The organism is Microbacterium sp. WCS2018Hpa-9 (genome assembly GCF_031843745.1).
Lineage (GTDB): Bacteria > Actinomycetota > Actinomycetes > Actinomycetales > Microbacteriaceae > Microbacterium.
The window spans coordinates 151,692-178,069 of the sequence record NZ_JAVTIY010000006.1; the positions used below are offsets into that span (position 1 = coordinate 151,692).

The window sequence follows — 26,378 nt, forward strand, 5'->3', positions numbered from 1 at the left end:
ATGAGCGGATTCACCGACATCTCCGGCGCTGTGATCGGCGAGCACGGGATCGCGCACTTCGGCGACGCGTTCCGCGAGCAGCGTCGCCTCGCAGACGGCGCGGCCCTGGTTCCGCTCGACGATCGGACGGTCATCGAAGTCGCAGGTCCCGAACGGCTGGGGTGGCTGGACTCGATCACCTCGCAGTCGGTCGGGCGACTCGCTCCGGGTGAGAGCACGGAACTGCTGGTGCTCGACCCTCAGGGGCGCGTGGAGCACGCGGCCGGGGTCGTCGACGACGGCTCGTCGACCTGGCTGATCGCGGACTCAGACGACGCGGAGGCCCTCGCGACCTGGCTGACGCGCATGAAGTTCCGCACCCAGGCGACGGTGGCCGTGCGCCCCGATCTGACGCTGCTCGGCTTCGTCGACGGCGGCGCCGCGGCTGAGCGCGCGACTGCTGCGGCATCCGCTGCGTCCGGTGCTCCGCTGATCTGGGCCGACCCCTGGCAGCGCGTGAGCGCGGGTGGTCATCAGTACGCCGAGGTCGCCGATCATCCGGGCGCAGAGCTCGCGTGGAGGGTGGCGATCACGACGACCGACGCCGCTGACGCGCTCGCCGCGACCCTGTCGTCCGAAGAGGTGGCAGGACTTCTCGCCGCCGAGGCGCTGCGCGTCGCCGCGTGGCGTCCGCGGTGGTCGGCCGAGGTCGACGAGCGCTCGCTGCCGCACGAATCCGACTGGATCCGCACGGCAGTGCACCTGAGCAAGGGGTGCTACCGCGGCCAGGAGACGGTGGCCAAGGTGCACAACCTCGGACACCCGCCACGCAGGCTCGCGGCGCTGCACCTCGATGGCAGTGAGGCGGTGCTGCCCGCCGTCGGCGATGCGGTCTTCGCCGGCGACGACGAGGTGGGTCGCATCACCTCCGTCGCCAGACACCATGAAGACGGCCCGATCGCGCTCGCGATCCTGTCTCGTCGCACGCCGGTGGGCGATCTCGTCGTCCGAGCCGACGGTGCCGACATCGCCGCGACCCAGCAGGTCATCGTGCCGGCGGATGCGGGTGCCACGGCCGACATCCCGCGGCTCACGCGGCTGTCGCGCCGCCCCAGTGCCCCGGATCCCCGTCAGGCGGGCTGAACCGGGCCGCGCGCGAGCGCTCGTCAGGGGAGTGGAGCCACGGCATCCCAGGGGAGCGTGAGCTCGCCCAGTCGCCACCGGCTCTTGCCGCCCAGCACCGGCCACCCCTGATCGCGAAGCGCGGCGACCGCGGCCAGGAACCGCTGCGTCGCGCCGAAGGTCGACAGCGGTGCCGCGCGGTCCCATTCGCGGTCGAGGTCGACGAGCAGGGAGTGGATGCGCTCGCCAGGCACGTTGCGGTGGATCAGCGCCTTCGGCAGCCGCTCGGCGACGATGCTCGGATGCTCGAGGTCGGCGAGGCGGAGCGAGACCGTGAACCGCAGCGGCGCTCCCGTCGGGGCGACGTCGACCCAGCTCGACACGCGTCCGATCTCGTCGCACGTGCCTTCGACGAGCAGGCCGTCGCCAGCGAGTCGGCCGGCCATCGTGCGCCACGCGCCGGCCACATCCGACTCGTCGTACTGCCGCAGGACGTTCATTGCCCGGATCACCGCTGGTCGACGCCCCGCAGGCAGCGGCACCTCGAACCCGCCGCGCGCGAACGACACCCGGAGGTCGGGGGAGAAGGGAGTGCGACCCGTCCGCACCTCGGCGAGCTGCTCTTCCGCCGTCGCGACTCTGGCCGGATCGATCTCGAGGCCCCGCACTTCGGCATCCACGCGCACGCGCTGCAGCCGGGTCGCGAGCTCGAACGCCGTCACGCCGCTGGCTCCGTAGCCGAGGTCGATCACGAGCGGATCCGCGGCTCGGCGGAAGGCCGGGCTCGCCGCGATCCAGCGATCGTTGCGGCGCAGCCGGTTCGTCCCGGTCGTGCCGCGGGTCGGCCGACCGAGGGGAGATGACGCCATGCGTCAATCCTCGCAGGGCGAGGGCGTGGACGCGTCGAGCTGCGCCGATAAACTGACGTCATGACTTCGAAGCGCACCCTGATCCTGCTCCGTCACGGCCGGAGCGAGTGGAACGAACTGAACCTCTTCACCGGCTGGGTGGACGTCCGCCTGAACGAGCAGGGCAAGAAGGAGGCCCAGCGCGGTGGAGAGCTGCTGGCCGAGGCCGGCATCCTGCCCGACGTGCTGCACACCTCGCTGCTCAGCCGTGCGATCCAGACGGCGAACATCGCGCTGGACGCGGCCGACCGCCTGTGGATCCCGGTCACGCGCTCGTGGCGCCTCAACGAGCGTCACTACGGCGCCCTGCAGGGCAAGGACAAGGCGCAGACCCTCGAGGAGTTCGGGCCGGAGCAGTTCCAGCTGTGGCGTCGCTCGTTCGACGTGCCGCCGCCCCTGCTCGACGACGAGAGCGAGTTCAGCCAGGTCGGCGACGTGCGCTATGCCGACATCGACGGCGAGGTGCCCCGCACCGAGTCGCTGAAGCTCGTCATCGACCGCCTGCTGCCGTACTGGGACGAGGCCATCGTGCCCGACCTCGAGGCCGGCAAGACGGTTCTCGTCACCGCTCATGGCAACTCGTTGCGCGGCCTCGTGAAGCACCTCGAGGGCATCAGCGACGACGACATCGCCGAACTCAACATCCCCACCGGCATCCCGCTGGTCTATGAGCTCGACGAGAACAACGTCCCGACCGGCCCCGGTCGTTACCTCGACCCCGAGGCCGCCGCCGCAGGCGCCGCTGCCGTGGCAGCGCAGGGCAAGAAGTAACAGAAGACGACGAAGGGGGCGGATGCTGTCAGCATCCGCCCCCTTCGTCTATCTCGTGACGCCTCAGGCGTGACCGAATTCGCGCTGCTGCTCTGCTGCGAGGGGGATGTCCTCTTCTTCGACGCGCCAGTCACCGGTCGCGAGGTACACGACCTTCTTGGCGACCGCCACTGCGTGGTCGGCGAAGCGCTCGTGGTAGCGGCTGGCGAGCGTGGCGTCGACCGTCGCGGTCGCCTCGCCCTTCCAGTTGTCGCTGAGTACCTTCTCGAACACGCTGGCGTGCAGCTCGTCGATGTCGTCGTCGGTGTTGCGGATGGTGTCGGCCAGGCGAAGGTCCTGGGTGCGCAGCAGCTCGGAGAGCGTGCGCGAGATCTCGACGTCGAGCTCGCCCATCTTGGTGAAGGTGCCCTTGAGGCCCTTCGGGATCGCGCGCTCCGGGAAGCGCAGGCGAGCGAGCTGGGCGATGTGCTCGGACATGTCGCCCATGCGCTCGAGCGACGCGCTGACGCGCAGCGCGATCACCACGATGCGCAGGTCGCGGGCGACCGGCTGCTGACGGGCGAGGATCTCGATGGCCTGCTCGTCGAGCTTGACCGCCAGCTCGTCGATCTTCGCGTCGTCGGCGATGACCTCTTCGGCGAGCTCGACGTCGCTGGTGGCGAACGCACGCGTCGCCTTGTCGATCGAGACCGTGACGAGGTCGGCGATCTCCACGAGACGGGACTGCAGGTCCTCGAGGGACTGGTGGAAGACTTCGCGCATGTGGGCGCAACCTTTCATTCGGGTCTCGACTGTGGTGACAGCGCGAGACGGCTGGGTCGTCCGCGCGGGAGGAGAGGTCCGCGCTCCCGCACAGGCCCGAAAGCGATTGTCTGCTTCGAAGGTTAACGAACGGTGCCCAGCACGTGAATAGTACTTCTCCCGTTGAAGCCAGCGCAGGAGAACCCGCCGATCCGGCGGTGAACGCACTCTACGCTGGGGTTATGACCTTGCCGCAGATCGCGCTGCTCGCGTTGGCCGTCGGCCTCGTGATCGGCATCGGCCTCTCGCTCCTCGTCGCCTGGGCGTACCGCGCCAGGGCCCGGGTCGCCGACGAGACGTCACTCGCCGTTCCGGCGGGCGTCACCGCGGTTCTGGGCAGCATGGACGACGCCGCCTGCGTGGTCGATTCCTCTGGGCTCGTGCTCGCCGTCTCCAAAGCGGCCACGCGATTCGGCATCGAGGTGGGAGCACCGCTCGAGAACCCCGAGCTGCGACAGCTCGTGCGGGGAGGGCGTAACGAGGGGAGTTCGGCGACCGAGTCCCTGCGCATCACTCGCGGCGGACTCAGCCTCGACCCGCGGCTGGTGTCGGCTCGCGCGAGTGCGATCAGCCCCCGCATGACTCTGCTGATCATCCGCGATGTCACCGAGCAGGAGCGTCTCGACCAGATGCGCCGCGATTTCGTGGCCAACACCAGCCACGAGCTCAAGACCCCCGTCGGGGCGGTCACCCTGCTGGCCGAGGCCATCGAGTCCGCGGCAGACGATCCGGCGCAGGTGCGCCACTTCGCCACCCGGATCTCGGCCGAGGCCGCTCGTCTCGGGCAGCTGACGGGCCGCATCATGAGTCTGTCGAGACTCCAGACCGACGATGCGCTGTCTGATGTGCGCCCCGTCTCGATCGACGAGGTGCTGGCGACCGCACTCGAGGCTCATGTCGTGCAGGCCGACTCGGCCGGAGTCGAGCTCGCCCGCGGCGGCGACAGGGGAGTCTGGGTGCGAGGTGACTCGCAGATCCTGATCGAGGCGTTCGGCAACCTCATCGCCAACGCGATCGTGTATTCCCCGAAGGGGTCCCGCGTCGGCATCGGAGTGAAGGCCGACGACGGTGTCGTCGAGGTCGCGGTGTCCGACCAGGGCATCGGCATCGCCGAGGCGGACCGAGAGCGGATCTTCGAGCGCTTCTACCGCGCAGACGAGGCGAGGTCGCGCCGCACCGGCGGAACCGGACTCGGGCTCTCGATCGTGAAGCACGCCACGCAGCGCCACGGCGGTGAGATGCGCCTCTGGTCGCGCCCCGGACGAGGCTCCACCTTCACCATCAGGCTTCCGACGATCGATGCTCCCCCGAGCATCGACAGGGACAAGAAGAACAAGAAGAAGCGCGAGCGCAAGGCGGCGAAGGCCGCAGCTCGCGTCCGAAACGGAGAGAACGCATGACCCGCATCCTTCTCGTCGAAGACGAGCCAGACCTCGCCGACCCGCTCGCCTACCTGCTGCGCCGAGAGGGGTACGAGGTCGAGATCGCCGAGGACGGCCCAGGAGCGCTGACCGCCTTCCGCGAGCGCGGCGCTGACGTCGTTCTCCTCGACCTGATGCTGCCGGGCATGCCGGGCACCGAGGTGTGCCGGCAGATCCGCTCGACCTCCGCCGTCCCGATCATCATGGTCACCGCCAAGGACTCCGAGGTGGACATCGTCGTCGGGCTCGAGCTCGGCGCCGACGACTACGTCACGAAGCCGTATTCGTCACGTGAGCTGCTGGCTCGGATGCGTGCGGTGCTGCGCCGTGTGGTCCAGGCCGACAGCGAGCTAGACGAGCGCGTGCTCGACGGCGGCCGCGTCTCACTCGACATCGACCGCCACACGGTCTCGGTCGCCGGACAGCAGATCAACATGCCGCTGAAGGAGTTCGAGCTGCTCGAGGTGCTCATGCGCAACTCGGGTCGGGTGCTCACGCGCGGCCAGCTCATCGACCGGGTATGGGGCAGTGATTACTTCGGCGACACCAAGACCCTCGACGTGCACATCAAGCGCATCCGCTCACGGATCGAGGAGAACCCGGGCGAGCCGGTCATGCTCGTCACGGTCCGCGGCCTCGGCTACCGCTTCGAGGGCTGAACGCGGGCGCCGTCCCGAGCACATACAGAAGAGGCCGTCACCCCGGGGTGACGGCCTCTTCTTCAGCGTGTGCGCCGGATCACTCCGAGGGAGCGGGGGCGGCGGTGTCTGACGGGACGGGCTCAGGCGTGCGGGTGGACTCTTCGGCCTCGTCGGGAACCAGGTCGGCGTAGTACGGCAGCGAGCCGTCGAGCACGGGGACCTCGGTCTTGGTGCCGGCGCCGTCACCCGACTGGAAGTGGATCTCGATCGTCGCACCGGGCAGAGTGTCGAGGTCGTCGATGCGCAGGGGCTCCTCGTCGGCGCCGAAGCTGACCGTCTTGCCTGCAGGCACCGAGACGGTGAACGGGTCGAGACCGGCGACCGTCATCGTGAGAGTGGCCTTCTCGGTGGTCGGGTTCACCACTGCGGCGACGAAGTTGCCGACGGAACCGTCTTCGTTCGCGACGATGAAGGCGTTGCGCACGTCGATCGGGCCATCCGAGTCCGAGACGTTGACGCCGTCCGAGGCCGAGTACTGGACCTCCGTCGACTGCGGCGTAATGAACGTGCAGCCGGTCGCGCCGAGAAGAACGAGGGCGCTGATGGCGGCAGACGCAACAAGGCGCGATTTCACGGGTCCTCCTGAGGTCCGACGGGATATCCGCATCCATTCTATGCGCATGCGGGGTGCCGCCTGAGGACGTGGGGGCGCGAACCTTAGCGCATTCCCCCTGTGGTATCCTTGAGGTTGCCGAAAGGACAAGTTTTTATGCTTTTTGAGGTTGGCGAAACTGTCGTCTATCCGCACCATGGCGCTGCGACCATCATCGAGGTCAAGGAGCGCATCATCAAGGGTGAGGCGAAGAAATACCTGAAGCTCAACGTCACCCAGGGGGACCTCATCATCGAGGTGCCCGCTGAGAACGTCGATCTCGTCGGGGTCCGCGATGTCATCGGCCGAGAGGGCCTCGACGCTGTGTTCGAGGTTCTCCGTGCGCCGTTCACCGAAGAGCCGACCAACTGGTCGCGTCGTTACAAGGCGAACCTCGAGAAGCTCGCCTCCGGCGATGTCATCAAGGTGAGCGAGGTCGTCCGCGACCTGTGGCGTCGTGACCAGGACCGTGGGCTGTCTGCGGGTGAGAAGCGGATGCTGGCCAAGGCGCGTCAGATCCTGATCTCCGAGCTCGCACTCGCTGAGAAGACCGACGAGGACAAGGCGAGCGCACTGCTCGACGAGGTTCTCGCGTCCTGAGTGGACTGAGAGAAGGCGGGTGCTTCGGCATCCGCCTTTTTTCGTGCGCGCCGGTAACGTGAACCTGGTGAGCATGCTTCCCGTTCCTGACACCGCGATCATCGTCGTCGCCGCCGGTTCCGGCACCCGACTGGATGCCGGAGCGCCCAAGGCGTTCGTCGGCATCGACACGCATTCGATCCTCCGCCACGCGCTCGACGGCGTCTTCGCCGCCGCCCCCGCCCAGGTCATCGTGGTCGCCCCTGGCGGATTCGAGGGTGACGCCGAGACCGAGCTGCTTGCGGCTGCCGGAGATCGCGTCGATCTCGGCAGGGTCGTGACGGGCGGCGCCACGCGGCAGGAGTCCGTCGCCGCGGGTCTCGAGGCGCTCTGGGGCGATGTCACGCGAGTGCTCGTGCACGACGCGGCCCGCGCGCTGACGCCCCCCGAGATCATCGATGCGGTGGCCGCGGCCACCGATGGTGAGAGCGGGGTGATCCCGACGCTCCCCGTCGTCGACACGCTCAAGCGGGTCGACGGGGATGCGGTCATCGCGCCGGTCGATCGCTCCGAGCTCGCCGCGGCGCAGACTCCTCAGGGATTCCCGCGTGCTCTGCTCGAGGCCGCATACGCTGCGGCGGCGGCCTCCGGCATCGAGTACACCGACGATGCGGCGCTTTTCGCGGCCGCGGGGCATCTCGTGCGACAGATCGCCGGCTCGCCCCGCGGGTTCAAGATCACCACGGCGGCCGACCTCGAACGCGCCCGCCATCTGCTGGCGGACGTGCAGACGCCGGTCGCGGCGCCGGCACCGATGTGGACCGGCCCCCGGGTCGGACTCGGCACAGACGTGCACGCGTTCGGCGGAGACGGCAACCTGTGGCTGGCCGGCATCGAATGGCCGGGGGAGCGAGCGCTCTCGGGACATTCCGACGGAGACGCCGTGGCCCACGCGATGGTCGACGCTCTGCTGGGCGCCGCAGGGCTCGGTGACATCGGCGAGCACTTCGGCACCGCGCACCCCGAGTACGCCGGCGCCCACGCAGAGGTATTCCTCGCCCGCACTCGCGAGCTTCTCGCCGAGGCGGGCTACGCGATCGGCAACGTGTCGGTGCAGTTCCAGGGCAATAGACCGCGCTTCAGCGGGCGCCGAGCAGAGGCTGAGCGGGTGCTGTCGGCGGCGCTCGGCGGCGCGCCGGTCTCGGTCACAGCCACCACCACCGACGGCCTGGGCTTCCCCGGCCGCGGTGAGGGCATCGCGGTGACGGCGGTCGCCATGGTCCACCCGAACGGGCGCCGCTGACGACATCGGGGAATGCGTCGGCATCCGTCGGCGTTGTCGGACATCGTCGTGCGGTGATCGCACGCGGAGAAGGAGGCGTCATGAGGATTCTCGTCATCGGAGCCGGCGGTCAGGTAGGACGAACCGCCGTGCACGCGCTGGACGGTCACGAGATCATCGCCGCATCGCGCAGCAGCGAGCCCTCCGTCGACGTCACGGACCCGGCGTCGATCGAGCGGCTGTTCGCGTCGGTAGGCCAGGTCGATGCCGTCGTCGTCGCGGTGGGGGAGGTGCCGTTCCGGCCGCTCGGCGTGCTGAGCCGCGGCGACTACGAATCCGCTTTCCGCGGCAAGGTGCTGTCGCAGCTCGATGTCGTGCGCATCGGCACGTCCTTCGTGCGCGACGGCGGTTCGATCACCCTGACCTCCGGCATCCTCGCGCGGGAGCCCATCGCGGCCGGCGCCGCTGCATCGTTCGCGAACGGTGCCGTCGAATCCTTCGTGCTCGCGGCAGCGGCCGAGCTGCCCCGCGGCATCCGCATCAACGCCGTGAGTCCGTCGGTGCTCGAGGACTCGCCCTCGTATCACTCGTCGTTCCCCGGCTTCGTGCCCGTGTCGTCGCACCGCGTCGGCCAGGCGTACGCGAAGAGCGTGCTCGGGGTGCAGACCGGGCAGGTGTTCCCGGTCGACTGAGGGTCGGCGACGCGGTGCGAAGGGCCCGGGGTCACACCCAGTCAACGCGATCGGCGGCCCGGTAAGCTTGTGCGGTGACTCTCCGCCTCTACGACACCCGCGCACAGCAGCTGCGCGACTTCGTGCCTCTCGACCCCGAGAACGTCACGATGTATGTCTGCGGACCCACCGTGCAGTCCGGCCCCCACATCGGGCACGTCCGCGCAGCTCTGAGCTTCGATCTGCTGCGCCGCTGGCTGACGCATCGGTACGGCCGGGTCACCTTCGTGCGCAACGTCACGGACATCGACGACAAGGTGCTCGCGAACGCGACCGACGCTGAGCCGTGGTGGGCGCTTGCCTACCGCATGGAGCAGGAGTTCACGGCAGCGTATGCCGGAATCGGCATCCTCTCGCCGACGTACGAGCCTCGCGCGACCGCATCCGTCCCGCAGATGCAGGAGCTCATCGCCACGCTCATCGAGCGCGGCCACGCATACCCCGCGCCCGACGGCTCGGGCGACGTCTACTTCGACGTGCGCTCGTGGTCGGAGTACGGCTCGCTGACGAATCAGTCGATCGATGCCATGGAGGCGGCGGAGGACGCCGACCCCCGGGGCAAGCGCAACCCGCAGGACTTCGCGCTCTGGAAGGGCGCGAAGCCCGATGAGCAGGCGGATGCCACGTGGCAGTCGCCCTGGGGCGCCGGACGCCCCGGCTGGCACATCGAGTGCTCGGCGATGTCGAAGCGCTACCTCGGCCCCGAGTTCGACATCCACGGCGGCGGACTCGACCTGCGCTTTCCGCATCACGAGAACGAGCTCGCCCAGTCGACCGCTGCAGGAGACGGCTTCGCGCGGTACTGGGTGCACAACGGTCTTGTGACGGTGGGCGGGCAGAAGATGTCGAAGTCCCTCGGCAACTTCACGCTCGCGCGCGATGTGCTCGCCGAGCGCGATCCGCAGGTCGTGCGCTACGCGCTCGCTGCAGCGCACTACCGCTCGAGTCTCGACCTCTCTGAGTCCTCGTGGACCGAGGCGGAGGCGGCACTCGGCCGTATCCGCACGTTCGTCGAGCGTGCGGAACGCGTGCTTCCCCGGACGTTCGGCTGGGCGGAGGCGACCGAGCTGCCCGAGGCTTTCGCGACCGCAATGGATGACGACCTCGGCATCCCGCAGGCGCTCGGGGTCGTGCACGACACCGTGCGCGCAGGGAACGCGGCGCTCGACGCGGGCGACGACGACAGCGCGGCCTCGGCGCGACACGAGGTTCTCGCGATGCTCGACGTGCTCGGGCTCGACCGCGTCGGTATGGCGTCGGGTGGCGACGCGCAGGCATCCGCTCTCGACGCGCTCATGCAGACGATGATCACCCAGCGTGCGCAGGCGCGCGCTGACAAGGACTGGGCGGCGGCCGATCGCATCCGTGATGCGATCGCCGCCGCAGGAATCACGCTGGAGGATTCTCCGGCCGGAACTCATTGGAGTATCGATGGCTAAGCCACAGCGCCCCGGCGCAAACAAGGGAAACAAGAAGGGCCCCACCAAGGGCACCGGCGGAATGGGGCGCAAGTCGCTCGAGGGCCGCGGACCGACCCCGAAGGCCGAAGACCGCGCCTGGCACCCCGCGGGCAAGCGCAAGGCTGCGGCCGAGCGCTATGCGGCGTCCGGCGGAAAGGGAAAGCCGGGGCAGCAGCGTCAGACCGCCGGCGGCAACCCGAACCGCTCGGCACGAGCCAAGGACAACACCACCGAGGTCGAGGTCGTCACCGGCCGCAACTCGGTGCTCGAGGCCCTGCGCGCGAAGATCCCCGCGTCGGCGTTCTACATCGCGCAGCGCGTCGAGATGGACGACCGCGTGAAAGAGATGCTGTCGCTCGCCACCAACCGTGGCATCCCGGTGCTCGAGGTCACGCGTCAGGAGCTCGACCGCATGGCCGGCTACGACGGCGTGCACCAGGGCGTCGCCGTCAAGGTGCCGCCGTACGAGTACGCCCACCCGCAGGATCTGCTCGAGGCTGTCATCGCCAAGGGCGAGGTGCCGCTGTTCGTGGCTCTCGACGGCATCACCGACCCGCGCAACCTCGGCGCGATCATCCGCTCGACCGGTGCCTTCGGCGGCCACGGCATCATCCTGCCGCAGCGCCGCTCGGCCGGCGTGAACTCCGCGGCTTGGAAGACCAGCGCCGGCGCAGCAGCGCGCGTGCCCGTCGCGCTCGCGACGAACCTCACCACGCAGCTCAAGGAATTCAAGAAGCAGGGCGTGTTCGTGCTCGGCCTCGACGGCGACGGCGACGTGCTGCTGCCCGAGCTGCAGCTGGCCGACCGCCCCGTCGTGATCGTCACCGGCTCCGAGGGCAAGGGGCTGTCTCGTCTGGTCGCCGAGACCTGCGACCAGATCGTGTCGATCCCGATCTCGGCTGTGACCGAGTCGCTCAACGCCGGTATCGCGACCTCGGTCGCGTTGTACCAGGTGTCGACCACTCGCAACGCGAAGAAGTAGGGGAGAAGCCATGGCTCGCATCGTCGTCCTCGGAGGAACCGGCTATGCCGGTCGCCACATCGTCGCGGAGGCGGTGAGCCGCGGGCATGAGGTCGTCTCGGTCTCTCGCTCGGTGCCGTCGAACCCTGTCGAGGGTGCGCAGAACGTTCAGGGATCCGTCCTCGACCTCGCGAGCCTCGGCGACGTGTTCGACGGTGCCGACGCCGTCGTGTCGTCGCTGTCTCCTCGTGGCGACATGGAGAACTCGGTGCTCGACGCCCTCCGTGGCCTCGTCGCGAAGCTGAGCGGCACCGAGACGCGCATCGGTGTGGTCGGCGGTGCGGGCGGAAGCCTCGTCGCTCCCGGAGGGCCGCGACTCTTCGACCAGGGGTTCCCCGAGGAGTACAAGCACGAGGCGCAGGTCGGCATCGACTCGCTCGCGCTGCTCGAGCAGACCGACGACTCGCTCGACTGGTTCTTCATCCACCCCGCCGAGGTCTTCGGACCCTGGGCCGAGGGGGAGCGCACCGGTCACTACCGCGATGGCGGCGACGTCATCGTTCGCGACGCCGACGGCAAGTCGTTCATCTCGGGTGGCGACTTCGCGGTCGCGGTCGTCGACGAGATCGAGCAGGGCAACCACCACCGCGAGCGCTTCACCGTCGGCTACTGAGGCGCCGTCTCCTCTCGCTGAGCGAAGGAGAAGTCAGACGAGGTCGCGCCAATCGACCTCGTCGTCGTCATCATCGGCGACCGGATTCGTGCCGGTGACGACGGGCAGGCTCATCGTCTCGGTGGGCGGGCCCATGATGGTCGCCTCGTCACGGCGGTGCCGCAGCACCTCGTTGATGTAGCTCGTCAGCACCTCGGCGAGCGGAACAGAACGCCCCTGGGCCTGTGACAGGTACCACCGGTGCTCGAGTACCTGGTGGAACACCTCGGCGGGCTCGAGCTTCGCGCGCAGCTCCCAGGGGATCGCACGCACGACGGGCTCGAACACGCGGGTCAGCCACTCATGCGCGTACATCTCCTCGTCGGCCCACTGCTTGGTCGAGCGCGCGCGGAACTCGTCGAGGTCGTTGAGCAGCCGTCTGGCCTGGTTCTCTTCGACGTCGAGGCCGGTCAGACGGATCAGGCGACGCTGGTGGTGCCCTGCGTCCACGACCTTGGGCTGGATCTCGACGACCGTGCCGTCGGAGGTCGTCGACATCGACATCTCGTCGATGTCGAACCCGAGGGCGTTCAGGCGCTCGACGCGCTCGGTGATGCGCCAGGTCTCGGCCGCCGAGAACGACTCCTGCGCAGTGAGCTCAGCCCACAGCGAGTGATACGACGAGACGAGGCCGTCGGCGATCGCCACCGCGTCGACTCCGTGCTCGAGCCGACCGCCGGCGGCGAGGTCCATGATCTCCCCGGCGATGTTGGTGCGGGCGAGGTCGAGATCGTAGGCGCGCTGCCCGTCGGTCAGCCCCTCCTCGTGCAGTTCGCCGGTCTCGGCGTCGACCAGGTAGGCCGCGAAGGCACCGGCGTCTCGACGGAAGAGCGTGTTCGAGAGAGAGACATCGCCCCAGTAGAAGCCGACATTGTGCAGACGCACCAGGAGCACTGCGAGGGCGTCGACCAGTCGATTCGCGGTGTCTGGGCGCAGCACCCGGGTGAAGAGGGCGCGGTAGGGCATGGAGAACCGCAGGTGCGACGTGACGAGTGCGGCAGCGAGCGGCTCGCCTGTGGCGTCCGAGCGTCCGGCGATCACGGCGACGCGGTCGACGCAGGGCACATCGAGCCTGGCGAGATTGCCGAGCATCTCGTACTCGCGCTTGGCCATCTCGTCGGTGGTCTCCTTGACGGCGACGACCTTGCCCGACAGATCGGCGAACCGCACCAGATGCCGCGAGAGCCCCTTGGGGAGCGACACAATCAGCTCGGACGGCCACTTGGCGAGCGGTGTCGACCAGGGCAGCGCGAGCAGCCCCGGATCGATCGAGCTCGCGGTGATCCGCAGCGCATCCTGCATGTCTCTCCCGTCGGTGGGGTGGAAAAAGAAGAAGCGGCGCGGGTGACCGAAGTCAGCCCGCGCCGCGTCAGTGGATCCGATCAGGCGGAGACGATCGGCTTGTCGTTCAGGCGCACACCCGACTCGATGTCGAACGCGTGCACGTGGCCTGCGTTCGCCGCGAGGGTGACGGTCTCACCCGCGTTGGGGTGGCTGCGACCGTCGACACGAGCGACCAGGTCGGCGCGCTTGCCGTTGATCTCGGTGTGACCGTAGAGGTAGCCGTCGGCGCCGAGTTCCTCGACGAGGTCGACGACGACCGAGAGGCCCTTGCCGTCGGCGGGGCCGACGGTGATGTCCTCGGGACGCACTCCCACGGTGACCTGCGAGCCGTTGGCGCGGCCGACCGTGTCGCGGTCGAGCGGCACGACCTCGGTGCCGAAGCGCACGCCGCCCTCAGCCAGGTCTGCGCTGAACAGGTTCATGGCAGGCGAGCCGATGAAGCCGGCGACGAACACGTTCTCGGGCTTCTCGTACAGGTCGCGCGGCGTTCCGACCTGCTGGAGCAGGCCGTCCTTGAGCACGGCGATGCGGTCGCCCATGGTGAGCGCCTCGGTCTGGTCGTGCGTGACGTAGACCGTGGTGACGCCGAGACGACGCTGCAGCGACGCGATCTGCGTACGGGTCTGCACGCGGAGCTTGGCGTCGAGGTTCGACAGCGGCTCGTCCATGAGGAAGACCTGGGGCTGACGGACGATCGCGCGGCCCATGGCGACACGCTGACGCTGACCACCCGAGAGGGCCTTCGGCTTGCGGGTCAGGTACTCCTCGAGGTCGAGCAGCTTCGCAGCCTCGAGAACGCGGGTCGCGCGCTCTTCCTTGCCGATGCCGGCGATCTTGAGCGCGAAGCCCATGTTCTCGGCGACCGTCATGTGCGGGTACAGCGCGTAGTTCTGGAACACCATCGCGATGTCGCGGTCCTTCGGCGGCACGTCGGTGACGTCGCGGTCACCGATCAGGATGCGCCCGGCGTTGACCTCTTCGAGGCCGGCGAGCATGCGAAGCGAGGTGGACTTTCCGCAGCCGGACGGGCCGACGAGAACGAGGAATTCGCCGTCGGCGACCTCGAGGTTGAGCTTGTCGACAGCCGGGCGGGTTCCGCCGGGGTAGAGGCGGGTGGCCTCGTCGAAAGTCACAGATGCCATTGTGTTTCTCCTTCACCGGCAGGTACGTGCCGGACGATCCGTAGTGATAGAGCGGCGGAGTGATCCACCGTGACCCCTCATCGGGTCGGAATCAGTATGGCAGAAGCCCGTCCATCTGGGTATTTCTCAGCCTGGCTGGTTAACATCGATCTCGGCCGCCTTTCGCGGCGTTCGCCGCCCGAGTGGCGTCCGGGGCCACCCTGCCCCCCTGAGACTGTCTAGAGGAACGATGTCGAGCGACGAGACGCCGAACGTCCCCAGCACTCGCAATACGCGTGAGGCTGTGCGGGAGAAGGCCCAGAAGGTGCACGCCCAGCAGTCGAGGGCGCGCGTGATGCGACGGATCATCCTCGGCGCGATCGCCATCGTCGCCGTGGGCGCCATCGGCACCGCCATCACCCTCGCCGTATCGGCGCAGGTGTCGAAGCCTCAGCTGAACCCAGGCGGCATGAACGACGACGGCATCCTCGTCTCGGACATCAGCGCGTCCGCGATGTCGGACGACACGGCCGCAGCCCCGAGCCCGGAGGAGACCGAAGCGGGCGGCGAGGCCACACCGACCCCGGAGCCCACCACGTCGAGCACGGTCGACATCCACATCTACGTCGACTACCTGTCGCCGGATGCCGGCGAGTTCGAGCGTGCGAACGCGCGTCAGCTCGTCAACTGGATCTCCGAGGGGGCGGCGACAGTCACCTACCACCCGGTCGCGCTGCTCACCGCGAGCTCGAACGGCACCAAGTACTCGCTGCGTTCGGCTGCAGCTGCGGCCTGCGTCGCGACGCACTCGCCCGCGCAGTTCTACGCGTTCAACCACGATCTGCTCGACGACCAGCCCGAGGTGAACACCGACGGCTTCTCCGACGACGAGCTCGCCGCGATCGCCGGCGCCGTCGGGTCTGACAACGTCAAGAGCGTCCGCTCGTGCATCGAGGATCAGGACTACGTCACCTGGGCGAAGGAAGCGACCTCGCGCGCACTCGAGGGCCCGCTCGTCGGCTCGGAAGATCTCGTGCTCACCGCAGCCCCGATGATCGTCGTGAACGGCGAGGCCTACGTGGGTGCGCTCGACGACCCGAGCGAGTTCTCGCAGTTCGTGCTCACCGTCGCCAGCGACGCCTACTACGCCACGGAGACCCCGACGCCGAGCCCGAGCCCGACGCCCACCGAGACCACGGAGCCGGCTCCTTCGGAGACGCCCGCGTCGTAGTTCGTCGGCGTCCGAACCCGGCACACAGGCATTCGCTACAGTTGGCCGGGTGCATGGGTACGCGGAACGTTTTGACTTCGACAGTCAGACCATCAGTGGCTGGGTCTTTGACGTGGACGCGCAGGACAACCGCGATGTTCGCGTCGTCGCAGCCTTCGACGGTGCCCCCGTGGGGGAAGCCAGTCCGAGCGGCTCGCGCAAGGACCTGCTGAAGGTCACAGACCAAGACGCCACTTTCTCCCTGCGGTGTTCTCGAGGATTCACGGCCCTCGATGTCGTATCCGGTCGGCTTGTGGTGAAGGCGCAGTGCGGTGACAGAGAGAAGGCGCTGCGCTTCACAGCCCACGATCTCACCGTCCTCAAGAAGGCCGCCCTCAAGGAACTCAATGCGGATGTGACCCCCGCCCTGTGGTCCCCGGCCGACCTTGACGCCGTGAAAGCCCGGGTCAAGACGGGCAGCATGACGCCCGTGCTTCTGCCGGCCGGATTGCCGTCTCCGGATGGATCAGCGATTATCGGGTTGCGCGGACACCTCTTCCTCACAGGCGGGAGCAACTCTCTGCTTTCTCAGTACCAAGCGCCTGTCGATGACGCGGTCCTCTCTCGAGTCGATCGATGGGTCGACCTGTTCGCGCAGCGACAAGAACAATGCGAAGCGCGTGGGCTCAGGTACCTGCAGACTGTTCTTCCCGAGAAGCTGACTGCCCTTCGAGCTGACGCGCTCCTGCAGATCGATGGGCCGAGTCGTCTGCTCCAGGAACTCGAGAGCAGGCTCCGCGGTACAGACTTCTACGTCAGCGGTCTGGAACCCTTCGACCAGTGGTCCAGCGAAGACGATCCGTTCCTCATGGCCGACACGCATCTGTCAGCGGCCGGAGCGCAGAGCGTCTTCGCCGCCCTGGCTGCGCGGATCGACCCGCAGCTGGTGCCTCTCATCGAGGCGATTCGCATGGACGAAGTCCGGTACGCCACCGGTGACCTCAGCGGGCGCTTCGGGCTGCCCATCTACTCTCGGATCGTCGAGCCGAGCGAGGATCAAGTCTCCGCGTATCGTGGCGGCCTCGAGATGGTGGAAAAGCACTTCCCGCCCGAGAACGGATCGATCGGGCGGCGGTTCAGGTGGGTCAACGACACAGCGCCGAGTGCGCTCAAGGTTCTCGTGTTCGGCAACTCGTTCTTCAGCATCGGCGATTTCGCCGGCTCGCTCTCCTGGTGGGGGAAGCACTTTTTCAGAGAGTTCCACTTCCAGTGGGCCCCGGACGTCGACTGGGCGCTCGTCGACGAATTGCGACCGGACATCGTGGTCGGGCAAACAGTGGAGCGATTCCTCGGCAGGATCCCCGAAGCCTAGAGACCTCCGTATCCCTGACACCTGCATGTCGACGACGGTCGGCGGAAGCAGAGCCTCGGACGCTCTAGACTCGTTGATGCACATTCGGCACGATTGAATGTGCGGGGTATGCGCGGGATCGGTCCACACCGAACTCGCTCACCGCCTCGAAGCCCGCGTGAATTCGCGGCTTGCCGACTTGGCGCAATTGGTAGCGCACCGTACTTGTAATACGGGGGTTGCAGGTTCGAGTCCTGTAGTCGGCACCACACGCGAAGGCCCGCGTCCCGCAGAAGAACTGGGGGATGCGGGCCTCTGTCACATGCCGGTGAGAAAGGCCGCCCGCGCCCGAACCTCTGTGAGCTCCGAAGGGGGATCGGGCGCGCGGATCGGCAAGGAAGAGTGCTCCGATCCTGATAAACCACTACATTCGGAAGTATGAGTCCCCGTTATATCGCGCGCCTGGTCGCGGCTGCCGCAGTCCTCGGCACGATTGCCGCCGTCACCGCGGGGTGTGCGGGCCTGCCGGGATCGACCGGTCCTGCGCCCACATCGAGCGCCACCGCGAGTCCGAGCCCCGAAGCGACGACAGCTCCTCCGACCCCTGCGCCGGTGGCGACCACGGACGCGCCCGTCCCTGAGCCGGCGCCTCCGGCTGACGCGGGATACGGAGCTTTCACCCACGACGAGCTGGCCCAGATCTGTATCGACGCCACTGTGTCGACTTTCAGCAGCGACGTGCGATTCGATGTCGAGAACACTCGGATCGAGCAGCGGACGGTGACCCCGGAATGGCTTGTCATCGTTCCCGCTCAGACGGTGGGAATCGACGGGCGTTCTCTGTGCACGATCGGCGGAACTCCGTCTGCGCCCGTGCTCGAGCTGGCATCCGGATCGATCAGCGAGATGCCGGAGGAGCAGATCCAGAGATTGATCCGGGGCGAGAACGAGGGCGGGGATCAGTAGTGTGCGACGCGGACGCAGACGAGTCTCCCTCGACACGTCGACCTGAGCCCGGTCTCTCCCGCCGCACCATGCTCCTTGCGGCGGGGGCCATGCTCGGAGCGGCCGCTCTCGGAGCAGACGCGCTCGCTCCGACGCTCAGCGCGACCGCTGCAGGAACCTACCTGCGTCCGTGCGGCGATGTTCGCATCTCGAGTTCCTGGCAGGGGCACAAGAACCGCAAACCGCCTTCCGGTGAGCCGGGCACCGACTACGCCGTCGGCGTCGGAACGGCCATTCGAGCTGCGACGGACGGCGTGATCATCGATCGCAAGGATTCGACGTCCACCGCCACCGGTCGCTACATCGCACTCCGGGGAGACGACGGGAATTATCTTCGGTACCTGCATCTGCTGTCGAGCGCCGTCGCACTCGGTACCCGTGTCAGACGCGGGCAGATCATCGCCTACTCGGGCGCATCGGGATTCGGCAGCGAGGCCGGCTACGGACCCCACGTGCACGTCTCCCTCTGGGTCGGCGGCACTCCGAGCCAACAGGGGTTCACCAGAACGGTGGACTTCGAGAACTACGTCGCGACCAGCACGGGCCAGCCCGCTGAGCAGGTCAAGTACTACCTCACCGAGTACGACGGCACAGTCTGGGCCGTGACACCGACGACGATCATCGCCCTCAACTGGTCGCAGTGGCAGGCGGCGGGGTTCCCGGAGCCGGCTCCGGCGCCCACGGACTACGTCAGGTATGCCTGGTCCAGCACGATCAGCGCCGTCACGATCTTCGGCACGGATCAATCGCGATGGATCTGGCGGCACGTCACACTCGACGAGTGGAACCGCGCGGGGCGCCCCGAACCACGAACCGCCGGATGGATCAAGGACTCGATCTACTACCAGTGGGCCAAGTCCGACCAGGTGTTCGTGCAGGATCCAGGCGGCGTCAGGCACGCGCTCACCTACGAGGAGTGGCGGGCCTCCGGCTTCCAGCCATTCGAGCGGCGCACCACGCAGGGCTTCGTGAAACTCTCGTGGGACGGGAGCCTCGCCTTCTTGACCGACTTCGCGAACGGCAAGGGAACACCGATCAGCTACCAGCAGTGGGAGGCCGAGGGGTTCCCCACTCCGACGGTCGCGGCACGATTCCCCGGAGACCAGGTGTACAGGTTCAACGGCGAGGACACGGTCTGGTATGCCGGTCCGACCGTGAACCGGACGATCAACCACTCAGAGTGGGGCGTGATGGGCTACCCGACACCGGCCGTGCGACGGATCGGCCCGGTGGCGCTCAACACCTGCCCCGTTTGGGCACCGATCAAGGGATACGCGGGCATCTACCACGTCCCGGGTGGGCGCCACTACAACACGACACACCCCGAGGAGTGCTTCCGCACCGAGAGCGCTGCGGTCAGAGCGGGTTATCGGCGTTCTGCGCGCTGACGACGCCGGCCTGCGGCGGGACGCGCCGCATGTGACGTCGCACGTGAAATAGTGTGCGGGGGTTGCGGGTTGTCCCGAGTATGACTCGCATCGGAAACAGTGATCTTGACGTCTTCCCCCTCTCGCTCGGCGGCAACGTGTTCGGTTGGACGGCCGACCGCGATGCGTCGTTCGCGGTGCTCGACGCGTTCGTCGACGGGGGCGGCGACTTCATCGACACCGCAGACGGCTACAGCGCCTGGGTGCCCGGCAATTCGGGTGGGGAGAGCGAGACGATCATCGGCGAATGGCTCGCGTCTCGCAAGCCCGAGGGCGTCGTCGTCGCGACCAAGGTGAGCCAGCACCCGGACTTCAAGGGCCTCTCGGCGTCGAACGTGCGCAAGGCCGCCGAGGCCTCGCTCGCCCGCCTGGGCGTCGACACGATCGACCTCTACTACGCGCACTTCGACGACGAGACCGTTCCACTGGAAGAGACGGTCGCGGCCTTCGGGGAGCTCGTCTCGGACGGCCTCGTGCGCCACGTCGCGGTCTCGAACTACACGGCCGAGCGCATCCGCGAGTGGATCGAGATCTCCCGCCGCGCGGGGGTCGCGCTGCCTGTCGCCATCCAGCCGCACTACAACCTCGTGCACCGCAACGACGTCGAGGAGACGATCATCCCGGTGGCCCAGGAGTTCGACCTCAGTCTCGTGCCCTACTACTCGCTGGCGAGTGGGTTCCTCACCGGCAAGTACCGCTCCGTAGACGTCGAGGGACAGACGTCCCCGCGTGCCTCGGGCGCGGCGAAGTACGCGACCGAGGCGGGGCTGCGGATCATCGACACCCTCGAGGAGATCGGCGACGCGCACGGCGCCTCGATCGCTGCGACCTCGCTCGCCTGGCTGCGCGCTCAGCCGACGGTCGCCGCACCCATCGCGAGTGCCCGCACGGTCGAGCAGGTTCCTGATCTCCTCGCCGGCGCGCGCCTCGAGCTGACCACTGACGAGGTCGACGCTCTGAACCGCGTCTCGGAGTGGACCCCGGCGAAGGCCTGAGAGTGCTCGCTCTGCCCTCCGCCCCGGCTCAGGGGCCGGAGGGCAGAGCATCGTCGTCGACGAGACCGAGTCGATGCGCCAGGATCACCAGGTGGATGCGGTCGCGGGATCCGAGCTTCGAGAGGATCCTGCCCACGTGCGTCTTGACGGTCGATTCGCTGACGAACAACGCCTGGGCGATCTCTGCGTTGGTGAGCCCGCGGGCGATCTCGACGAAGACGTCGCGCTCACGGTCGGTGAGCTGCTCCGTGACGTCGTCGATCCCGGGGGTCTGCGGTGCGGGCGTCGCACCGAGCGTCGGCGTCACATGCTCCAACAGCATCCGCGTGATCCGTGGTGAGAGCGCGGCATCGCCCCTGTGGATCGCGCGGATCGCCGCGATCATCTCGTGCCGCTGAGCGTCCTTCAGCAGGAATCCGCTCGCCCCGGCGCGGATCGCACCGAAGGCGTACTCGTCGAGATCGAACGTGGTCAGCACCAGTACGCGGGTCTGCGGGTGCTCGCGGACGATGGCCTCGGTCGCGGCGATCCCGTCGAGCCCCGGCATCCGGATATCCATCAGTACGAGGTCGGGGCGCAGTTCGGCCGCCTGGAAGATCGCGTCGTGCCCGTCCGCGGCTTCGCCGACAACGACCATGTCGGCCTCGGCGTCGAGCACCATGCGGAATCCGACGCGGATGAGTGCCTGATCATCGACGAGGAGCAGTCTGATCGGATCGGTCATGGTCGTTCCTTCGGTTCGCGGTCTGTCGGTTCGGGTGGCGTCGTGGGGAGCTCGGCGCGCAGCATCCACCGCCCGTCGTCGACGAGTTCGGAGGTGATGGTTCCTCCCGAGTGCGCTGCGCGCTCGGCGAGACCGCGCAGGCCGAACCCGGATGAGCCGACAGGGCCGGCGACGCCGTCGTTCACGATCTCGATGGTCACCGCATCTGCGGCGTGCACGACTCGGACCTCGATCGACGTCGCTGCCGGTGCATGCCTCATCGCGTTCGTCACGCCCTCCTGCACGATGCGCCCGACCGCGTGCGCCAGGGCGGGGGAGAGCGAGGCGGCCCCGGTGACCGAGAGCGACACCGGAAAGCCGGCTCGCTGTGCCGCAGCGACCGTCTCCTGAGGAGGCGTCGGCTCGAGGGGCGCGAGCGGCAGCGGCGAATCGTCGGCTCTGAGGACGCCGAGCATCGCACGCATCTCGGTGAGCGCGCTACGCGCCGTCTCCGCGGCGGAGGACGCCGCTGATCGTGCCTGCACCGGATCGGGTGTCGCGGCCGCCCCCTCGGACAGCGCGACGATCACGGTGAGCGAGTGCGAGACGATGTCATGCATCTCGCGGGCGATGCGGGCGCGCTCGCCCGCCGCGGCCAGCTGCGCCTGCTGATCGCGTTCGACGAGCAGCTGGCGGGAGCGGTCGATCACGGCAGCGAGGTAGCGCTTGCGTCCGCCCACGTTCACGCCGATCAGCGTGCCGATGAGGCCGAGCACGAGCGACATCACGACGGCGTTGGCGGCGACCTGAAGGGTGATGACACCGCTCAGCATGAGGATCCCCGCGAACGCGGTGAGCGATGCGAGCGCGATGCCGAAGCCGGTCCAGGCGGCCCGCGAAGACCGGTACACCGCGAGGGAGTAGCACGTGACGAGCAGAACGGGAGAGCCGATGGGCTGCAGCGCGAACAGGAACGCCGCTTCGAGGGCGAACGAGGCCACGAACGGCACCAGCGGCCGGCGGCGGCGCCAGAGCAGAGTCGCGCAGACGGCGACGACGGTGGCGGGCACCAGGATCGAGACCGCGATGCTCAGGGGAATCGGCAGATCGCGGGTGATGATGCCGGCCGGAACCAGCGAGAGCAGCAGACACACGAGGGCGATCACCACGTCTGCGACGACCGGATGACGCGCCCAGAAGCGCCGGAGGAATCCGGGCGGACGCGGCAGCCGCAGCCCCTCGTCCTCGTGGACTGAGGTGCTGCGGCTGCGCGTGCGGGTCACTGGCCGACTCTACGCGGCTGCATCGTGGTGCATCGAGCTCACGCGTCCCGAGTGCGGAGCACGGCCCAGGCGGCGAGCATGCCGCCGACGACCCAGCCGGCCAGCGTCAGGTAAGCGACCGGGCCCTCGAGAGCGGCGCCCTCGGGGAGGATCGCACTCTGCGCTGCGGCGACCGGGAGGTAGCTCGCGGCGTCCATGACCCAGGCCCATGCCTCGCCGGCGACCGCGAAGAAGCTCGCGACGATCGGCAGCACGAACAGCAGACCGACGGTCGCGGCGATCGCTCCGGCACCCGAGCGCAGGAGGAATCCGAACGCCACACCGATCAGGGCGAACACGGCCATCGCGAGCGACGAGACCACGATGGGCAGGATCGACGCTGAAGGGTCGGCCCAGTCGATTCCCTGATCGCGCGAGGCGACGACGGCGGAGACCGCTACGGCCGCTGCGGAGAAGATGACCAGCGACGACACGAACATGAACAGCCCGACCACGACCGCCTTGGCGCCCAGCACGGATCCGCGCTTCGGGTTGGCCGCGAGTGTCGAACGGATCATTCCGGTCGAGTACTCGCCCGTCACCGAGATCGCGCCGAGGATGCCGGCGAGCAGCATCGTGAACTGAATCGGCATGACGACGGCCTGGATGGGTTCGAAGCCCGGCATGTCGATCGCCTGGGCGATGAGCACGGCGATGCCGATCGTGAGGATCGCCGCGATGCCGATCGACCACCAGGTCGAACGGAGCGTGGCCAGCTTGATCCACTCGCCGCGCACGGCGCGGACGAACGTGAGCCGACGATCGGTGTCGACGTGCTGACGCCGGAGGGGCGGAGCCTGGACGGTCATGAGATCTCCTTCGTCCGGTACTCGACCGAGTCGCCGGTGAGGGCGAGGTAGGCGTCTTCGAGCGATCCGGTGGTCGGGGTGAGTTCGTGCAGGGGGATGCCGCGCTCTGCGGCGAGATCGCCGATGCGCGATGCGGGGAGGCCGACGATGTCGATCAGATCGGGGGCGGAGCTCACGATCTCGACGGACGGACCGCCCACTGCGGCAGCCAGGTCGGCGGCTCGCGGCGTGCGAACACGCACGGTGTTGGTCGTCCAGGCGCGCACGAGCTCCTCGAGAGGAGCATCGGCGAGCACCTTGCCCCGGCCCATCACGATGACGTGATCGGCGGTCTGCGCCATCTCACTCATCAGGTGGCTGGAGAGCAGCACGGTGCGTCCCTCGGATGCCGCGTGACGGACGAACTGGCGCACCCAGCGCACGCCCTCGGGGTCGAGGCCGTTGACCGGCTCGTCGAGGATCAGCGTGTGCGGATCGCCGAGCAGGGCCGAGGCGATTCCTAGCCGCTGCCCCATGCCGAGCGAGAACTTGCCCGCACGCTTGCGGGCCACGGGACCGATGCCTGCGAGGTCGATGACCTCGTCGACGCGGGATGCGGGAATGCCGTGGGTCGCCGCCATCGCACGCAGGTGATTGCGCGCGGTGCGGCCCGTGTGCACGGCCTTGGCATCGAGCAGCACTCCCACCTCGGTGAGTGGGGCGCGGAGCTTGCGGTATTCGCGCCCGCCGACGGTCGCGATGCCCGAGGTCGGCCGGTCCAGGCCGACGATCATGCGCATCGTGGTGGACTTGCCCGCGCCGTTCGGCCCGAGGAACCCCGTGACCGTGCCCGGCTGCACCGTGAACGACACGTCCTGGACGGCTGTCTTGTCTCCGAATCTCTTCGTGAGGCCTTCTGCTGTGATCATGTCTACGACGCTATCGACGGTCGGCTCGCCCCCGCGTCCTCCCTGGGTACCGTTCCATGAACGTCAGGGGTCATCCTCTCGGCGGATGCCGTGGGTCTGGCCGTTCTCAGTCGGCGGGGCGCCCGAACAGCTCAGGGTCGACCGGCCGCTGCGTTCGGGGGAGCTTCTCGACCACGAGCCGGTACGACTCGGTGACGAGTTCGGTCACGAGGTCCTCTTCGAGCGATGGCCCCGGCATGAGAGTGATCCAGTGCTTCTTGTTCATGTGGTAGCCGGGCACGATGTCGGCGAACGTCTCTCGCAACGCGACGGAGTCGTCGGGGTGGGACTTGAGCGTCACGCGCCCTGTGCCGTCGAGGGGGATCAGCAGGAAGACTCGCCCTCGCACCTTGTAGACATCCCACTCGGGGCCGAACGGGTTGTCGCGCTCCGCGCCCGGAAGTTCTTCGGCGCGGTCAGTGGCGGCGGCGCCCAGCTGTGCAGAGTCCACGCTCAGAACAGCCGATCCGCACCCTTGTCGTCTGCGCGTGGCGCAGCCTGCACGCGCTCGTCGATCGCGGCCGCCGCGAGCAGAGCCTCGTCGATGATCTCCTTCGTGGGCTCGGCGGTCAGCCAGTCGTCGCTCAGAGCCGCGGGGATCAGCAACGGCATCCGATCGTGGATGCCGGCGAGATGCGGGGGAGCCGGGCGCATCACGATCGAGTAGCAGGTGAAGGACTCGCCATCGGCCGTGCGCCCCCGCTGGGTGACAGCCGCCATTCCGAACAGCGCACCGTCGTCGACGACGAACTCGTGCCAGACGCGCTCGGGCTTCTTCATCTCGTACCAGCTCGTCGCGGGCACGAGAGCTCGGGTCTTCAACCCGCCGGGGCGCTCCTGCAGCCGCTCGGAGCGCGTGTTGATCGACGGGAACTTCGAGGGCTCTCCGCCGATGAGGAAGCCCCACCAGGCGGGTTCGAGCACGGGCTCGGCTTCGGGCTGCACCACGATCGGGTTGAGGTTGCGCAGGTTCCTGCCCGTGGGGCGCACGGTCTCGCGCGCGTTCTGCTCGGCCCAGCCGCGGAGACCGTCGAGCACCGCCTCATCGGCGGCGGCCAGGAGTTCGGTGTCGGTGAACCGGGGGTCAAGTCCGTAACTCGCGCACATGCCGTCAGGGTACGCCCCGCCACCGACATCGTGCGCGGGGCGGGGTGGCTGTCCGGGCTCGGCTAGGGTCGACAGGTGACCCAGGCCCGTCGACTGCCTCCGCCCCTCGCGCTCGGCGGGGCAGTGGCGATCGGCGTCATGACGGCCATCCAGGCGCGCATCAACGGCGTGCTGGGCATCGAGGTCGACAACGGCATCGTGGCCGGCCTCATCTCCTTTTCGGTGGGGCTCGCGGCTCTCGCGATGGTGATCGTCTGCATTCCCGCGGCGCGTCGAGGCGTCGGACGCCTGCTCGGCGGCATCCGCGATCGCACGATCCCGTTCTGGATGCTGCTCGGCGGCGCCTGCGGCGCGCTCACCGTCTCGACTCAGGGCATCACGGCCGGCGTGCTCGGCGTCTCGCTGTTCACGGTCGGAGTCGTCGCAGGCCAGACCCTGCACGGGCTCGTGCTCGACCGCATCGGATTCGGTCCGGCCGGAGTCGTCGCGATCACGCCGGGGCGCGTGCTGGGAGGAGCGCTCGCGCTCGCCGCGGTCGGCATCTCGCTGAGCGGTGACGTGCTGACCACGGCGCCGCTCTGGATGCTCCTCCTGCCGTTCGCGGCGGGTGTCGGCATCGCCTGGCAGGCTGCGACCAACGGCCGACTGTCGCAGCGCGTGCGCTCACCCCTCGCGGCGACCTTCATGAGCTTCGTCGCCGGCACCGTGGCCCTGCTTGCCGCATCCGGCATCAGCCTCGCGGTGCGCGGTCTGCCCGATGCGCCGCCCGCCGAGCCGTGGCTGTACCTCGGCGGATTCCTCGGCGCCGCGTACATCCTGCTCGGCACCTTCATCGTCGCGCACACCGGGGTGCTGCTGATGGGACTCGGATCGGTGCTGGGCCAGCTCGCCACCTCGGTGACCATCGACCTGATCTGGCCGGCCGCCTCGGGCCCCGCGCCCTGGCAGATCATCGGGATGGTGGTCGTCGCGGTGGCATCCGTCGCCGTCGCGCTGCCCCGCCGCAGGCGGCGCTGA

The 26,378-nt window shown here is 68.5% G+C and carries 27 protein-coding genes and 1 tRNA gene; 17 read left to right on the forward strand and 11 right to left on the reverse strand.

The genetic code is table 11. The features are described from left to right. Positions 1-1,122 carry a folate-binding protein gene (locus RQG82_RS13725; RefSeq protein ID WP_311259616.1) on the forward strand — a complete coding sequence of 374 codons (1,122 nt, stop codon included), beginning with the start codon at positions 1-3 and terminating at the stop codon, positions 1,120-1,122. 23 nt (positions 1,123-1,145) lie between these two features. Here the strand turns inward: RQG82_RS13725 and RQG82_RS13730 are convergent, their stop codons facing one another. Then, a complete protein-coding gene (locus RQG82_RS13730) occupies positions 1,146-1,970 on the reverse strand; it encodes a class I SAM-dependent methyltransferase (RefSeq protein ID WP_311259617.1) in 825 nt (274 codons plus the stop codon). Positions 1,971-2,030: 60 nt separating this feature from the next. Here RQG82_RS13730 and RQG82_RS13735 point away from each other — a divergent pair, with 60 nt between their 5' ends. Then, on the forward strand, positions 2,031-2,780 hold the full coding sequence (locus RQG82_RS13735; RefSeq protein WP_311259618.1) for a phosphoglyceromutase: 750 nt from the start codon (positions 2,031-2,033) through the stop codon (positions 2,778-2,780). A 63-nt stretch (positions 2,781-2,843) separates the two neighbouring features. On the opposite strand, the gene phoU is transcribed toward RQG82_RS13735, so the two are convergent. Continuing rightward, complete coding sequence (gene phoU, locus RQG82_RS13740) at positions 2,844-3,542, reverse strand: phosphate signaling complex protein PhoU (RefSeq protein WP_042539758.1); 699 nt, start codon at positions 3,540-3,542, stop codon at positions 2,844-2,846. Positions 3,543-3,763: 221 nt separating this feature from the next. Here phoU and RQG82_RS13745 point away from each other — a divergent pair, with 221 nt between their 5' ends. Both RQG82_RS13745 and RQG82_RS13750 read left to right on the forward strand, forming a co-directional pair. After that, the gene (locus RQG82_RS13745) at positions 3,764-4,981 is read left to right on the forward strand and encodes an ATP-binding protein (RefSeq protein ID WP_311259619.1); all 1,218 of its coding nucleotides are present in this window, start codon (positions 3,764-3,766) and stop codon (positions 4,979-4,981) included. After that, complete coding sequence (locus tag RQG82_RS13750) at positions 4,978-5,661, forward strand: response regulator transcription factor (protein ID WP_060926595.1); 684 nt, start codon at positions 4,978-4,980, stop codon at positions 5,659-5,661. The genes RQG82_RS13745 and RQG82_RS13750 overlap by 4 nt, the downstream gene beginning before the upstream one ends. Before the next feature lie 79 nt (positions 5,662-5,740). On the opposite strand, the gene RQG82_RS13755 is transcribed toward RQG82_RS13750, so the two are convergent. Then, positions 5,741-6,277, reverse strand: a complete 537-nt coding sequence (locus tag RQG82_RS13755; RefSeq protein ID WP_311259620.1) for a DNA modification methylase — start codon at positions 6,275-6,277, stop codon at positions 5,741-5,743. A gap of 135 nt (positions 6,278-6,412) precedes the next feature. Between RQG82_RS13755 and RQG82_RS13760 the strand changes: the two genes are divergently transcribed. The 6 genes from RQG82_RS13760 (at position 6,413) to RQG82_RS13785 (ending at position 11,981) form a co-directional block, all read left to right on the forward strand. Beyond that, positions 6,413-6,895 (forward strand): CarD family transcriptional regulator, encoded by a 483-nt coding sequence (locus RQG82_RS13760; RefSeq protein ID WP_042539766.1) that lies wholly within the window; start codon positions 6,413-6,415, stop codon positions 6,893-6,895. Between the two features lie 73 nt (positions 6,896-6,968). Then, positions 6,969-8,177 carry a 2-C-methyl-D-erythritol 4-phosphate cytidylyltransferase gene (gene ispD, locus RQG82_RS13765; protein WP_396653628.1) on the forward strand — a complete coding sequence of 403 codons (1,209 nt, stop codon included), beginning with the start codon at positions 6,969-6,971 and terminating at the stop codon, positions 8,175-8,177. Positions 8,178-8,257: 80 nt separating this feature from the next. Further along, positions 8,258-8,848 (forward strand): short chain dehydrogenase, encoded by a 591-nt coding sequence (locus tag RQG82_RS13770; protein ID WP_311259622.1) that lies wholly within the window; start codon positions 8,258-8,260, stop codon positions 8,846-8,848. 74 nt (positions 8,849-8,922) lie between these two features. Beyond that, the gene (gene cysS, locus RQG82_RS13775; protein WP_311259623.1) at positions 8,923-10,326 is read left to right on the forward strand and encodes a cysteine--tRNA ligase; all 1,404 of its coding nucleotides are present in this window, start codon (positions 8,923-8,925) and stop codon (positions 10,324-10,326) included. After that, a complete protein-coding gene (rlmB, locus tag RQG82_RS13780; RefSeq protein ID WP_311259624.1) occupies positions 10,319-11,329 on the forward strand; it encodes a 23S rRNA (guanosine(2251)-2'-O)-methyltransferase RlmB in 1,011 nt (336 codons plus the stop codon). Before cysS ends, rlmB begins: the two co-directional genes overlap by 8 nt. Before the next feature lie 10 nt (positions 11,330-11,339). Beyond that, complete coding sequence (locus RQG82_RS13785) at positions 11,340-11,981, forward strand: NAD(P)H-binding protein (protein ID WP_311259625.1); 642 nt, start codon at positions 11,340-11,342, stop codon at positions 11,979-11,981. Positions 11,982-12,014: 33 nt separating this feature from the next. Here RQG82_RS13785 and RQG82_RS13790 read toward each other — a convergent pair whose 3' ends face one another. Next, entirely contained in the window at positions 12,015-13,322 is a 1,308-nt protein-coding gene (locus tag RQG82_RS13790; RefSeq protein ID WP_311259626.1) for a DUF4032 domain-containing protein, read from the reverse strand. An 80-nt stretch (positions 13,323-13,402) separates the two neighbouring features. After that, positions 13,403-14,506 carry a sn-glycerol-3-phosphate ABC transporter ATP-binding protein UgpC gene (locus RQG82_RS13795; RefSeq protein WP_311259627.1) on the reverse strand — a complete coding sequence of 368 codons (1,104 nt, stop codon included), beginning with the start codon at positions 14,504-14,506 and terminating at the stop codon, positions 13,403-13,405. 229 nt (positions 14,507-14,735) lie between these two features. Between RQG82_RS13795 and RQG82_RS13800 the strand changes: the two genes are divergently transcribed. The 6 genes from RQG82_RS13800 (at position 14,736) to RQG82_RS13825 (ending at position 20,473) form a co-directional block, all read left to right on the forward strand. Beyond that, on the forward strand, positions 14,736-15,716 hold the full coding sequence (locus tag RQG82_RS13800; RefSeq protein ID WP_311259628.1) for a thioredoxin domain-containing protein: 981 nt from the start codon (positions 14,736-14,738) through the stop codon (positions 15,714-15,716). A gap of 112 nt (positions 15,717-15,828) precedes the next feature. Next, positions 15,829-17,067, forward strand: coding sequence for an alginate O-acetyltransferase AlgX-related protein (locus RQG82_RS13805; RefSeq protein WP_311259629.1), 1,239 nt, complete (start codon positions 15,829-15,831; stop codon positions 17,065-17,067). 172 nt (positions 17,068-17,239) lie between these two features. Continuing rightward, positions 17,240-17,315: transfer RNA gene (locus RQG82_RS13810), tRNA-Thr, on the forward strand. Positions 17,316-17,484: 169 nt separating this feature from the next. Next, positions 17,485-18,012 carry a hypothetical protein gene (locus RQG82_RS13815; protein WP_311259630.1) on the forward strand — a complete coding sequence of 176 codons (528 nt, stop codon included), beginning with the start codon at positions 17,485-17,487 and terminating at the stop codon, positions 18,010-18,012. Further along, a complete protein-coding gene (locus RQG82_RS13820; RefSeq protein WP_311259631.1) occupies positions 18,012-19,439 on the forward strand; it encodes a M23 family metallopeptidase in 1,428 nt (475 codons plus the stop codon). The genes RQG82_RS13815 and RQG82_RS13820 overlap by 1 nt, the downstream gene beginning before the upstream one ends. Before the next feature lie 80 nt (positions 19,440-19,519). Further along, positions 19,520-20,473: an aldo/keto reductase gene (locus RQG82_RS13825; protein WP_311259632.1), complete on the forward strand. Its 954-nt coding sequence runs from the start codon at positions 19,520-19,522 to the stop codon at positions 20,471-20,473. Between the two features lie 28 nt (positions 20,474-20,501). On the opposite strand, the gene RQG82_RS13830 is transcribed toward RQG82_RS13825, so the two are convergent. From RQG82_RS13830 to RQG82_RS13855, 6 genes are all read right to left on the reverse strand, one after another. Further along, complete coding sequence (locus RQG82_RS13830; RefSeq protein WP_311259633.1) at positions 20,502-21,197, reverse strand: response regulator transcription factor; 696 nt, start codon at positions 21,195-21,197, stop codon at positions 20,502-20,504. Then, the gene (locus RQG82_RS13835; RefSeq protein WP_311259634.1) at positions 21,194-22,459 is read right to left on the reverse strand and encodes a histidine kinase; all 1,266 of its coding nucleotides are present in this window, start codon (positions 22,457-22,459) and stop codon (positions 21,194-21,196) included. The genes RQG82_RS13830 and RQG82_RS13835 overlap by 4 nt, the downstream gene beginning before the upstream one ends. Before the next feature lie 38 nt (positions 22,460-22,497). Continuing rightward, on the reverse strand, positions 22,498-23,307 hold the full coding sequence (locus RQG82_RS13840) for an ABC transporter permease (protein WP_311259635.1): 810 nt from the start codon (positions 23,305-23,307) through the stop codon (positions 22,498-22,500). After that, positions 23,304-24,215, reverse strand: coding sequence for an ABC transporter ATP-binding protein (locus RQG82_RS13845; protein WP_042539792.1), 912 nt, complete (start codon positions 24,213-24,215; stop codon positions 23,304-23,306). Before RQG82_RS13845 ends, RQG82_RS13840 begins: the two co-directional genes overlap by 4 nt. Positions 24,216-24,321: 106 nt before the next feature. After that, the gene (locus tag RQG82_RS13850) at positions 24,322-24,705 is read right to left on the reverse strand and encodes an MmcQ/YjbR family DNA-binding protein (RefSeq protein WP_311259636.1); all 384 of its coding nucleotides are present in this window, start codon (positions 24,703-24,705) and stop codon (positions 24,322-24,324) included. A 2-nt stretch (positions 24,706-24,707) separates the two neighbouring features. Continuing rightward, positions 24,708-25,361: an SOS response-associated peptidase family protein gene (locus tag RQG82_RS13855; protein WP_311259637.1), complete on the reverse strand. Its 654-nt coding sequence runs from the start codon at positions 25,359-25,361 to the stop codon at positions 24,708-24,710. A gap of 75 nt (positions 25,362-25,436) precedes the next feature. On the opposite strand from RQG82_RS13855, the gene RQG82_RS13860 reads away from it, so the two are divergent. Further along, on the forward strand, positions 25,437-26,378 hold the full coding sequence (locus RQG82_RS13860; RefSeq protein WP_311259638.1) for a DMT family transporter: 942 nt from the start codon (positions 25,437-25,439) through the stop codon (positions 26,376-26,378).

Excerpts from the sequence above, each read along its gene's own strand:
- RQG82_RS13725 (WP_311259616.1), top strand. The coding sequence starts at position 1 with ATGAGCGGATTCACCGACATCTCCGGCGCTGTGATCGGCGAGCACGGG.
- RQG82_RS13730 (WP_311259617.1), bottom strand. The coding sequence starts at position 1,970 with ATGGCGTCATCTCCCCTCGGTCGGCCGACCCGCGGCACGACCGGGACG.
- RQG82_RS13735 (WP_311259618.1), top strand. The coding sequence starts at position 2,031 with ATGACTTCGAAGCGCACCCTGATCCTGCTCCGTCACGGCCGGAGCGAG.
- phoU (WP_042539758.1), bottom strand. The coding sequence starts at position 3,542 with ATGCGCGAAGTCTTCCACCAGTCCCTCGAGGACCTGCAGTCCCGTCTC.
- RQG82_RS13745 (WP_311259619.1), top strand. The coding sequence starts at position 3,764 with ATGACCTTGCCGCAGATCGCGCTGCTCGCGTTGGCCGTCGGCCTCGTG.
- RQG82_RS13750 (WP_060926595.1), top strand. The coding sequence starts at position 4,978 with ATGACCCGCATCCTTCTCGTCGAAGACGAGCCAGACCTCGCCGACCCG.
- RQG82_RS13760 (WP_042539766.1), top strand. The coding sequence starts at position 6,413 with ATGCTTTTTGAGGTTGGCGAAACTGTCGTCTATCCGCACCATGGCGCT.
- ispD (WP_396653628.1), top strand. The coding sequence starts at position 6,969 with ATGCTTCCCGTTCCTGACACCGCGATCATCGTCGTCGCCGCCGGTTCC.
- RQG82_RS13770 (WP_311259622.1), top strand. The coding sequence starts at position 8,258 with ATGAGGATTCTCGTCATCGGAGCCGGCGGTCAGGTAGGACGAACCGCC.
- rlmB (WP_311259624.1), top strand. The coding sequence starts at position 10,319 with ATGGCTAAGCCACAGCGCCCCGGCGCAAACAAGGGAAACAAGAAGGGC.
- RQG82_RS13785 (WP_311259625.1), top strand. The coding sequence starts at position 11,340 with ATGGCTCGCATCGTCGTCCTCGGAGGAACCGGCTATGCCGGTCGCCAC.
- RQG82_RS13790 (WP_311259626.1), bottom strand. The coding sequence starts at position 13,322 with ATGCAGGATGCGCTGCGGATCACCGCGAGCTCGATCGATCCGGGGCTG.
- RQG82_RS13795 (WP_311259627.1), bottom strand. The coding sequence starts at position 14,506 with ATGGCATCTGTGACTTTCGACGAGGCCACCCGCCTCTACCCCGGCGGA.
- RQG82_RS13800 (WP_311259628.1), top strand. The coding sequence starts at position 14,736 with ATGTCGAGCGACGAGACGCCGAACGTCCCCAGCACTCGCAATACGCGT.
- RQG82_RS13815 (WP_311259630.1), top strand. The coding sequence starts at position 17,485 with ATGAGTCCCCGTTATATCGCGCGCCTGGTCGCGGCTGCCGCAGTCCTC.
- RQG82_RS13825 (WP_311259632.1), top strand. The coding sequence starts at position 19,520 with ATGACTCGCATCGGAAACAGTGATCTTGACGTCTTCCCCCTCTCGCTC.
- RQG82_RS13830 (WP_311259633.1), bottom strand. The coding sequence starts at position 21,197 with ATGACCGATCCGATCAGACTGCTCCTCGTCGATGATCAGGCACTCATC.
- RQG82_RS13840 (WP_311259635.1), bottom strand. The coding sequence starts at position 23,307 with ATGACCGTCCAGGCTCCGCCCCTCCGGCGTCAGCACGTCGACACCGAT.
- RQG82_RS13845 (WP_042539792.1), bottom strand. The coding sequence starts at position 24,215 with ATGATCACAGCAGAAGGCCTCACGAAGAGATTCGGAGACAAGACAGCC.
- RQG82_RS13855 (WP_311259637.1), bottom strand. The coding sequence starts at position 25,361 with ATGTGCGCGAGTTACGGACTTGACCCCCGGTTCACCGACACCGAACTC.